We start from the raw sequence: 11,811 nt of genomic DNA on the forward strand, positions 1-11,811 counted from the left end.
GGGCGCAAGCCGAAGATAAGGGCGCAAGCCGAAGATGGGGGCGCAAGCCGAAGATAAGGGCGCAAGCCTTGCGCCCCTACTAAATGGTTATATTGATATTGATAAATATTGAATGGTGTCAAAAATCTCTTCCTGTGGTTTGCGGATATCATTAATAAATATATAGCATTTTTCGGACTCATGAGGTTGTACCTAACTCGGTGCCTCCTGCCTCTCTTGCCTCAAAAGGATAACCTTTGTACCTCACCAGTATGAGAATTGCTATATATAGCGCTACGCGAAGCGTGAAGAGGGAACTCACGAACAGATATTGTAGGTTGGGTTGAGGCAACGAAACCCAACAATTTGACTAAATTATGCTAAAAACAAGGTTTCAATAGATATAAGTAAAAATTTAAATCTTGTAGGTTGGGCCCTTGGAATACGAAACCCAACAATTTGACGGTGACTACAACTTAGATCTTGCATCTTTACCCAAAGTTACTGGTTGTGGTTGAGTAATGAGTAAGGAGTAAAGAGTAATGAGTAAGAAGTAAGAAGTCTTGAAGTCTTGAAGTAAGAAGTAATGAGTTAAAGAATTAATGCGATCGCGCTTTAAAATTGGTATACCTTTGCCAGATCTTAGGAAGTACGAGAAATGAACTTTTTCTGAGGTTAATTTAGTACATAAGTACTGGTGGAAGATGTGAGATTAATCCAGAAAACACCTGGAGTAATAAATACACTTCCAAGAATCTTATTATACTGAGCTAATGAAAGTATATAGCATTTCAAAGGACTCATGAGGTTGTACCTAACTCTCTTCTCATATCTTCCACCAGAACTTATGTACTAATTTTTTAGGAAAAATGTTCTTTATGGTTAATTCTCTATAATCTTTGTCTCCTAGAGGTTTAACATCAATTCTCTTACTCATTACTCCTTACTCCTTACTCATTACTCAACCCCAACCAGTAGCTTTTGCTAAAGGTGGAAGATCTGATTCTTGCCTCTCTTGCCTCTCTTGCCTCAAAAGGATAACCCTTTGTACCTCACCAGCCTTAAAAAGGCTATATAAGTTCTGGTGCAAGATCTCAGGCAACTAGTTTCTAGTAAAAGAAGATAGTTGCACATTTAACTATTAAGTGAAAATTCAGTATATATGAAGGATTTGAAAATGTGCAACTAGAGAGTTAAAACTTGATCAATTAAAAACGAAAAAATAGTCAAATTTATGAATTGATTTATAAAAATGTAGGCTATACTGACAATAGAAGTATATTTAATTCCCTGATTTAAAAATAATCCATAACTTATTGTATTTTTAAAAAGTTTTTATCATACATTTTTATTTCTAGAATGTTTATTGTACTTCATTTCAACCTCTCAATTATTCAAATTATCTATCTCACGGAGTAAGTTTTAAATGGTTTACCAAAATACTGATGACGTAATTCAAGCAATGCAACCTATTTTAAATGATTGTGCCAAAAAAGATAATGGTATTGATGGAATCGCATTTTTAGTCGGTTCTAGTGTAGAAGGTAAATCAAGAGTAACAGGCTTTGGTGGAGAATTTGATGCTACAACCGCTCCGCAACTATTTGACACGTTTGATGAAACCACTAAAGATAAGTTAAATTTTAGTGAAAATACCAAGCTAGAATTCGTTTCCTTTATGAATAAAAGTGAAGTTGATAAAGAGATGGAAATGTGGACTTTAGTCACTGTATTTTCGGCCTATAAACTTGTTTTTACGGGAAAATTTACAAAAGAATCCCGACTACACACACATCTATCATCTGTGCCTTTGTATGTAGAAAGGTTATTACCTTTGATTAAAGAATATGATCAGATTGCTTAATGTTTGATTATTTGAAGTGATGTAACTGTTCAGAGGCAGGGCTGTTTTATTCTAGGGTGTAATTTAATGAGGAAAAGTGCTCAGGCTTGAAGATAAAATAAGGGCGCACTCTCGCTTCGCTCTCGATCTCTTCGAGATCGCTAATATTTTCTGGAAATAAGGTTATACTCAGATCTTGCATCTTTACCCAAAGTTACTGGTGGGGGGTGCAATAAACTTACTCAAAATTGCCAGCGAAAGCGGAGAGCGCCTTAGAGGCTGTTTTGTGGTCAATAATCTTGAGTTATTGGGAGGCGCTCTCCGCCACTTCATAAGTTATTTGTGACCCCAAACCATTAACTGGTAAAGGCTGGCAATTTTGAGCAGGTAATCTCAGAGCGGTTGAGTTTTGAAGTAATGAGTTAAAGAATTGATGCTCAACGCTTAAAAATTGGTATACCTTTGCAAGATATTGGCTAAAGAGAAATGAACTTTTTCTGAGGTTATTTTAGTACATAAGTTCTGGTGAAAGATCTGAGTCAAAGCGATAACCTCTGTACCTCACCAGTATGAGAATTGCTATATATAGTAAAGGTTTCAGAGAAATAATCTGACGATCTCATTAAACCATAGTAGTCTTTTCGATATTTTAAAGTCCTGCTTCATTTCTACTCTTTATTAGTAGATTATTTTTGTGATTACAAATTAAAAAAGAAAATGTACGATGACTGACAATATTGATAATCTATCACCAGAAAAATATATTGCTTCTTTAAATAAAGAAGATCAAGAATTATATCTTGCCATATGTCAAATAATTGAATCAGAGAAAGTGAAACAAAAATTAAACTCCAAAGATTATGTCAAAATATCAGTAAGTGGCTTTAAAGAATTTTTAAAACCAAAAGAAATTCATGTATCAGATGGAAAAATTCAACAATTTCTCAAAGGATTAGAAAAACACAAAATAATAAGTGTTACGCATAAACGTGCAGGTAGAGGAGCAAATCAGTATAGAATTATTTATGATAAATCCCCTTTACCTGCCATGTTCAATTTACCTGTTTTAAAAGGTTGGATTCCTTTATCAGATACTCGATACATCCAAAGAAATGGTGATATTTTTTGTGAACAACTTTTGAAGGTGTCTAATGATAATGATAATGATAATGATAATAACTATAATAATTTAGAGCAGGGAATTTTTATTAAAATACAAGGAGCAAGACAAACTGGCAAAACTTCTTTATTAAAAAGAATACAAAATTATTTATTAAAACAAGAGTGTCATGTAGGATTTTTGGATTTTAAAAGTGATAAATTTGGGGAAAGCTTCAATGATTTAGATAAGTTTGGCAATATTTTTTTAAAGTCTATATACAAAGAATTTGAGGATATAACTAATTTAGATAAGTTTGATGTATCAGATTTAGATGATTTGGATCTTGAATATAAATTAACAAGTTATTTACAAGACAAAATTTTTGAATCTCTAAAAAATAAACCCATTATTTTAATAATAGATAATTTTCAGGAAATTTTCGCCACAGAATCGCAAATTTTTTTGGATATACTTCGTATTTGGTTTGATGACTATATTAAATCAGATAAATGGAATCGGTTTAGCATAATATTTGCTTATTCGGTAGAAGATTATAGTGATTGGGGTAATCGAAATTCTCCTTTTGCCAATGTAAATTGTCAAAAAATTGACTTACACGAATTTCATGAAAATCAGATATTAGGCTTAGCTGGAAATTATGGTGTTGAATGGGATGGAGGAGTTGAAACAGCGAAAGAGTTAAAGAAGTTTATAGGAGGACATCCCTATTTAATTAATCAGGCTTTATATAGTATTGCTCATAATAATATGAGTATTAAGATGCTAGAAGAAGAAGCAAATTCACCTTTAAGTCCTTTTTATTATCATCTTAATGATTATGAGAAAATCTTAAATAAATCCAAAAATCGTAAAATTCGTGAATTATTTTTAAGAATAATTAATGAAGAAATAATAGAAAATAGTCAATCTAATAGATTATTGGAAATTTACTTGTTGAAAATGGGATTAATTAAATTAGATTCTTCAAATCAACCTAAAGTTCGATGTGAGCTTTATAAAAAGTATTTTAAAGATATTGTATGGGAGGATAATGACAATGGTTAATTATATTTACGATATAGGAGGAAGTTTAAGACCAAATAGTAAGAATTATGTTGAAAGAGATGGGGATATAGAGTTACTCAATTTTTGTAAAAATATTAACCCAGAAAATAATATTCATTTTCTCTTAGCACCTCGACAAATAGGAAAAAGTAGTTTAAAAAATCGTACTATTTTTAAATTAAAAAATGAGGAAATAATTGGTGTTGCTATTAATCTTCAAGCTACTGCTTATACAGAAAAGTTTTGGAGAACTTTTACAGTTAAAATATGTGAAGGAATCCCAAATGCTAAGGAATTAAAATCGGAACTTAATACATTTTGGACAGAAAACTATGAAAATTATTTACCTCCTGAGCTTTTTATACAATTTTTATGGCATAAAATATTACCTAGTTTAAAAGCTAAAAAGCTAGTAATTTTTGTTGATGAAGTTCAAGCTTTAATTAAATATGATTTTCAAGATGAATTTGTTCAATGTCTTAAAAATATTTATGAGGATAAAATTAATATCAAAGATGAAACTTTACAGAAAGTTGGTTTTGTCCTTATCGGTGTTGCGAAGTTAAATGAATTTACTAAGGACGCTGCTTTAAATATTGCTACAACAACAGAATTAGCTTATCTTCATTTAGAAAAATGTCAACCTCTTATAGAAGGATTAAAGGAAGTTACAGATAATCCTCCTCAAATTTTTGAAAGAGTTTTTTATTGGACAAATGGACAACCTTTTTTAACTCAGTTAATTTGTTATTTATTAAGAGAAGAATATCATTCAAAAAAACTTCTTAATAAGAGTATCAAAATAACTGTTGAAAATGTTGATAAATTGGTTGAGAAAGATATTATAAAAAGATGGATTAATCAGGAAAAAGAGGAGAAAGAGCATTTTCAAGAAATACAAAAATTATTTTTAACTAATCATGAAAATGAAATTGAATATAAACTTCAAGTCTTAAATTATTACGAACGAAAGATATTGAATAAACAACCAGTTAAATGGGAACGTGGTTATAATATTCATGATGATCTTCTGATGTCAGGTTTAGTGATTAAACTTATTGAAAACGATAAAGTATATTTAAAAATTGCTAATCCTATTTATGAAAAGATTTTTAAATATACATGGATTGACGAAATGCGTCAAAAATTAGCAACAGTTAATATAATTCCTGAAGATAATGAATTAAGTATTGAAGACTTGGATAATAGTGGTGTTATCAATAAATCCTTAAAAATTCTTCAAGAAAGTCTTGAACCTTTTTTTGAAGAAAGAATGGATAACTATTTAGATGAAGATTGGAAAAATAATCCTGAAGTTAGAATGATTATTTGTCCTCCTGACGATGAATCTCCTCAAACAACTTATGATACTAAAAAGTTATTAACTCTTATTGTTAAATATTGGGAAAAAGTATTTACTAATGTTTTTAATATTAGAGATAAATGTGAAATTGAAGCGTTATTAAATATTTGTCATGTAGTAACTGTTCAGGGGGGGGATGAAGTTTTAAGGTTTGAGCCATCTAGTAACCTCAGAAATTCTGTAATTAATAGTAATCTGTACGGGAAAAAGAGCTTGAAACCCCTATTATCTCCTTACACCCCTGAACGGTTACAACCAAGCAATGATTTTGATAATTATTTAGCAATAAAAATTCTTAATACCATAGGTTATTTACTCAGCACAAAAGGAGATAAAAGTAAAGCAAAAAAAATAAATGAATTAATGATGAATAAATACTCTAAAAATATGGATTTTGTCCTAGTAAATAATATAAACAATACGTTAGGATATGAGAAATATAAAAAACAGTACAAACAGGATAAGAATATGGCAGCAAAGGATCCTACTTTTACTAAACAACCATTGAATTATAATCAAATGACTTTTAACAATATGGACAAAAATATGGATAACAATATGGAGCGCTCTACTCGTATTACTGAGATTCTTAATAAACGTCATCCTCGCAGTAAAAAAGTTCAAAAACAAATTGAAAAACTTAACTCTTTACTATCTCAATTACACAGCATGGAGATAACTTGTAGTTATCTTGTCAACCATATTAATGATACATTTGTTACAGGAAATTTAAGCATTTTATTTTCACTATTTGTTGAAATTAAAACTAAAATTGAAGAAGTTGAACAAGCATTAACAAAACTACATAAAAGATTTTCTCGTGAAAATTTAACGATTGCGTTTGTTGGGCGTGCAGGACAAGGAAAAAGTCGTTTTATTCAAGCATTAACTGGATTAACAAAAACTGAAGTACCTGATGGAACGATCAATAATTGTACAGGAGTTAAAGTAACTATTGCTCACTCACCTAATAGTGAAACTTGTGGCCAAGTATTCTTTTACACTCCAGATTCTTTTCTCAAAGAAAATATCATACCTTACTATCCAGTGCTTCATTTAGGAACAGCACCAACAACATTAGAGCAATTTATTGATAATCCACTTCCTGAGTTAAATGAGAGTATCAAGAAGGGTGCCAAAGCTAAAGCCTATTATCAACATTTAGAAAAGTGCAAAGAGCATTATTTAGAATACCAAGATTTACTACAAGAAAATTCATCTAAATCTATTAGGCAAGATGAAATTAGAAAATATGTATCACAAACTGATGAGAATAATCAAAGAACTAACTTTAGTTATTTAGCGGTTAGAGAAGTAAAAATTTATTGTCATTTTCCTCATGGAGATGTAGGACAAATAGCTTTAATTGATTTACCTGGACTAGGGGATACTGTATTAGAAGATAAAGAAACTTTACGCAGAAGTCTTGGGGAAGATGTTGACTTTGCTCTCTTTGTAAGTATGCCTAAAGGTAGGATTTTACAAGAAGAAGATTATGATCTTTTTGATATTGCTAATCAAGCCTTACCAGATTTACCTATTAAACAGTGGTCATTTATGGTTTTAAATGAGATAAGAAGTCATACCCCAGGATTAGGTGTTCAGAATAATGGAGAAGTTTGTAAAGCCACAAAAGAAAGCATTATCAAAGAGAAAAGAATTGAATTAGCACAAGAACCTATTATTGCTGATTGTGCAGATTCTGATGAAGCCTCTAAAGTATTGCTACAAGTGTTAAATTACTTAGAAAGTCATATTTTAGAGTTAGATGCACAATATGGAGCGATCGCTAACAAATCTATTGAACAATTAGAAAGAGAAATAAAAGCTTTTCTTGAAAAAGCCCGTCAAGCATTCAGAGTTTCTCCTAAACACCAAAATGAAAATATCCTATTTTTAAAACTTGCAAAGGAACTAACGACAAAAATTAACAGAAACTTACAACAGTTAATTAAAGAAATACGTCCTGAGACTTTGATTATAGAAGAAAATCAAAACGATACAAAATTTTTCCAAACAGCTACCCGAAACATTATCAAGGAATGTTTAGAAGATACTGGAGTACATTCAATTAAAAGAATTGATGAGATGCGTTATGAAGGAGTGATAGGACAAGGATGGGTTGCTATTTTACAAAAATGCGTTAATGAATTAAGAAATCATATCAGTAAGAAATTTAATTCTTTTGATAGTGGATTTGAAATATATGTAGAAAAAGTAAAAAACCAAATTGCTGATGCTTTAACTGATACTAATTTAGGAAATATAACGACTACTAGAGGGATAGAATTTCTTAAGTTTATGGCAAGAGAAATTCCTGAGGATCTTCCTGTATTAAAAGAAGCATTTGAAAAATTGGTTTCTTTTAAAATAACTTATGAATACCACTTAGAGCATCTCATTCTCCAAGCATTAGAAGAAGAATTAGATCCCAATGTAGTTGCTAATGTTTTTGACCCTGTTGGTAAATCAGATCAAGAAAATATTGAGTTAATTCACAAGATTTTAAAAGTTAAACATCGTAATACTATTTCTAAATGCCGACAAGCTTTAGAAAAGTTAGAAGGAATGCCTAGTATCATTGTCTATGGTCGGGCACATCGCTTTGTAGATGAAGTTAGACACTCTGAGGACATAGATACAGCTTGGTTTGTTCTACTTCAGGAGTGGAGTTCACAAGTGTTCCCTGATAATTTTGGCAAGGGAATTAGCCAAGAAAAACAGCAATGGGAAGATTCTATTCAAAAAGCTTCTTCTTTTAGCACCTTAGAGAGAATTTAACAAACTTGTATAACTTATAAAACTTACTATCTATAACTCTATCAATAGATTAAGTAAGTTCTAAATTCAACCCAATAAAATTAAGGAGAAATTGTTATGGGATTCAACAATAATTCTACAATAGAATTGAGAGATGAAATCTCTGAACCTAAATTCAAAATGTCTGTAGCTTCCCTTGGACCAAGTGGTGTAGGAAAAACTTGTACTTTAGCTACTATGCTCAAATATTTTACAGATGAAATCACTAGAACTGATTTTAAGATTGGAATTGACAAAGAAAGTTACAACATAATTCAAGAACATCAACAAGGACTAGAAGATTTAGTCAAAGATTATGATGCAGTCAATCGAGGAGTACCTGCTACAGAGGAACCTAAAAATATTCGATTTCTAATTACAAGGGATAAATGGAGAAGTAGAGATAAGACTCTGGGATTAGATTTTTTAGATATTTCAGGGGGATGGCTACGGGAAGATTCATCAAGTCCAAAGTACCAAACATATTTTAACCAAGTAAAAGATAGTGGTGTCGTTATTATTCCTATTGATACCTTGGCCTTAATGGAGGAAAATGGACGTTTTCATCAAGAGCTAAATGACCCTCAAGCGGTCACTAAAATGATTGCCACTGCTTATGAAAATTTACCTAAGGACGAACAAAGATTAGTACTATTTATACCAGTAAAATGTGAAACTTATGTCAAGAAACCAGAAAATCAAAAAAGATTAGTTAAAGAGGTTAAAAGAGGATATGCAGAATTAATTGACAAAGTTTTAAGTCCTAAATCTAATCAAGTAGCTGCGGTTATTACTCCCATACAAACCGTTGGTTGTATCCTTTGTGGCGGTGTAGATATTGATATTGACACAGGGGAGTGGAAAGGATGGTTTTTAAATAAAACTAGAGTTGATGCGGTTATGGAATCTCAATGGGCTGACCAACCATTACGCTATATATTACGCTTTTTAATTCATCAATTTATCCAAAATCAAGAAAAAGGTATATTTCGTAAAGCCTTTTTTAAAACTAACAATTTTTTAAAAGCAAATAATGACATTTATAATGCTTTGAAAAGTTTTTCACAAGGAAGAATTACTATTCCACCATTTGAGATTATTCAAGGTCACGAATTATTAAAACTGGATTAAAACTACGGAAATAAATAGATTATGAATATATTTGTACGCAGTCGTGGAATTAAATCAAGTGATGAATATACTTGGGTTGAAGTTACAGAAACATCCCAAGAGAAACGTGATAATTTTCCTAATTTATTTCAAGATGAATCAACCAATTTAATTTATAGTGAGAAATCTTCTGTTGTTTTATCTCGTAAAGAAGGTAAATTATTATTACTAATTACTGCTATTGAACCAAAAGGTAGAGGAGACTATTACAGAAGACAAATTAGAATATCTATTGGTTGGATTGGAGAAGACTCTGCTGATAATGAAGAAGCGTTTCGTCTGTTAGCAGCTCGTGCTTTAGATGAAGAAGAGAAGCTTCAATTAACGATGGAAATTGCCGAAACTGTTTCTTTAGGAGGTATTCATGGGTTTGAAGCAGATTATCAAAAGTTATTAAGTTTGATTTTTTCCTGTCAAATTGAGCATAAAGTTAATAGTGAGCCATTAACAGAACTAGAAGAAAAATTTAATAAACTGGCTCAAATATCACCAGAAACAAGACAGTCTTTAGTGAAAATACTCAAACAATTTAAGTTACCTAAACGACAGGGTGTATTAATTATTTATACAACGAATAAAGCAGAAAAAACTCTTAAACAAGCCAAAGTGTGGCGAGGAATTTCTAACCATATTGAATCACATGATTGGGAGGTTTATTATCCTTTTCCAGATCCTATTCCTCTAGAAATTGCTGAGAGTTTGAATTTTGAATTGGCAGTTTTAAACTTTTTAAAAACTATCAATTCATCTTGGGCGGATTGGCTAATTATTGATCTAGAAGCTAAGATTAACAAAAAACTTCAATCAGTTCAATCTATAGATAAACCCAAGGAGATTTGATTATACTCAGGAGGGTCATAATCTGACCTTGTGCGACATCGCCATTTATAGATCAACAAACTCAAGTTATTCTTTTCTTGTTGCCAACTTTGTCTCGTCAACACCAGTTCAACAAACTGCTTTTGTGCTATAAAAATATTATTTTACTACAAAAGCGAATAAGATTAATACAAACACGCTATATTAAAATTTTTATTATTAAATAATGCTCAATTTTAAACCTTGGTGGAAAGATTATAAAATACAAGTTGTTTTAAGTCTAATAGTTCTTATTGTTGTAATTAAACCAGTTTTTGGATTTTTTTTAGTTTTTATTATATTTATCTTATACTTTATGCGTTCTAAAAATCATGACTTAGAGAATATCAAAGTAGATTTTTTAGTTGAAGATCTTAATAAAAAACTAACCAAGATTTTTCAACCTAAAATTAATCCAAAAAATTTTAACATTGACGGTCTAATAATTTTAGACATATCAGATTTAGACAAAATTAGGAGATACAATTATTTGCCTGTAGTTAAAAAAATTTTTTCTTCTATTATTAATTCAAAATTTGAAAAATCAATTATTGAAAAATTATCAAAAAAAACAATAATAAATTATTTAGATAAACCCATTTTTATACCTCTTAATGATTCTCAAAAAAAACTTTTAGCTTTTTTCAAAAAATATGATAACTATTTTTATATATTTTTATATGTTTGTGATTATTTTGAACAACAAGAAATTAACTTAAAACAGTATGAAGAAGACGTAAAAGAAATATGTCTATATTTGTATCCTGAAAAAAAATTAGTAAGTGATGATCTTGTTTCGGGTTTAAATAATGTCCTACAATTAGGAAGTAAGTATATCGATGGAATTATCATTTTAAATATTTCAGATGCTAGTAATAGCAAATATGAACCGTATTTTAAAGTTGAAGAAAAAGTGTTTAAAACCAAAATAGATAAAAATCGTTTTGAGAAGATTAAAGAGAGAGTTTGCAGTAAAGAAATTTGGAATCAACTAGATATTAGCTCTAAACTATCCTTAGAAATGGTTTTTTCTCATATCAGCACTATTGAAATATGGAGTTTCTATTTGATTGAGCGAGAGCATTATAAATATGCTGTGATTTTTTGGACTGAAACCCCGATAGAAAATTTTAATAGTAATTCATACCATATGTTTTATCAAAGTAAAGTTAGGGAATATTATCAAAATCTTATAGAAAAGTTAAGTTTTGTTTAAATTGGAGAGCGAAAACGTTTCAATTTTCGGTTCTACACTTAGAAAGCGACGAATTAACTTGATTTCTTCATTAGATAAAGGAGCATTGTTATTAATTTTTTCTTGGTTGTGTAACAAAAATTTCCACTTCAACATCGCTTTGGCGATCTCTTTTTCCTCTTTGTCTGTCATATTCTCTGAATCAAAATCTTGTTCAAATTGACTAACTAAGTTAGCAACTAACTGTAATGTGAAACCCATTAGGGGCGCAAGCCGAAGATGGGGGTGCAAGCCAAAGATGGGGGTGCAAGCCAAAGATGGGGGTGCAAGCCAAAGATGGGGGCGCAAGCCAAAGATGGGGGTGCAAGCCAAAGATGGGGGCGCAAGCCAAAGATGGGGGCGCAAGCCAAAGATGGGGGCGCAAGCCAAAGATGGGG

7 protein-coding genes are annotated in these 11,811 nt (G+C 30.8%); 6 read left to right on the plus strand and 1 reads right to left on the minus strand.

The window, feature by feature from the left end; translation table 11 throughout:
* The first annotated feature begins 1,405 nt into the window (after positions 1-1,405).
* The 6 genes from MW688_RS15145 (at position 1,406) to MW688_RS15170 (ending at position 11,395) form a co-directional block, all read left to right on the plus strand.
* On the plus strand, positions 1,406-1,843 hold the full coding sequence (locus tag MW688_RS15145; RefSeq protein ID WP_486736848.1) for a hypothetical protein: 438 nt from the start codon (positions 1,406-1,408) through the stop codon (positions 1,841-1,843).
* Between the two features lie 703 nt (positions 1,844-2,546).
* The gene (locus tag MW688_RS15150) at positions 2,547-3,989 is read left to right on the plus strand and encodes an AAA-like domain-containing protein (RefSeq protein WP_486736849.1); all 1,443 of its coding nucleotides are present in this window, start codon (positions 2,547-2,549) and stop codon (positions 3,987-3,989) included.
* Positions 3,982-8,133 carry a P-loop NTPase family protein gene (locus MW688_RS15155; RefSeq protein ID WP_486736850.1) on the plus strand — a complete coding sequence of 1,384 codons (4,152 nt, stop codon included), beginning with the start codon at positions 3,982-3,984 and terminating at the stop codon, positions 8,131-8,133. The genes MW688_RS15150 and MW688_RS15155 overlap by 8 nt, the downstream gene beginning before the upstream one ends.
* A gap of 96 nt (positions 8,134-8,229) precedes the next feature.
* Complete coding sequence (locus MW688_RS15160; RefSeq protein WP_486736851.1) at positions 8,230-9,282, plus strand: hypothetical protein; 1,053 nt, start codon at positions 8,230-8,232, stop codon at positions 9,280-9,282.
* A gap of 21 nt (positions 9,283-9,303) precedes the next feature.
* The gene (locus MW688_RS15165) at positions 9,304-10,161 is read left to right on the plus strand and encodes a hypothetical protein (protein WP_486736852.1); all 858 of its coding nucleotides are present in this window, start codon (positions 9,304-9,306) and stop codon (positions 10,159-10,161) included.
* A gap of 205 nt (positions 10,162-10,366) precedes the next feature.
* Positions 10,367-11,395 carry a hypothetical protein gene (locus MW688_RS15170; RefSeq protein ID WP_486736853.1) on the plus strand — a complete coding sequence of 343 codons (1,029 nt, stop codon included), beginning with the start codon at positions 10,367-10,369 and terminating at the stop codon, positions 11,393-11,395.
* Here the strand turns inward: MW688_RS15170 and MW688_RS15175 are convergent.
* Positions 11,381-11,811 (minus strand): hypothetical protein (locus MW688_RS15175; protein ID WP_486736854.1); only part of this gene is annotated, 431 nt, incomplete at its 5' end. The genes MW688_RS15170 and MW688_RS15175 overlap by 15 nt on opposite strands.

It is taken from the genome of Johannesbaptistia floridana (assembly GCF_057440575.1).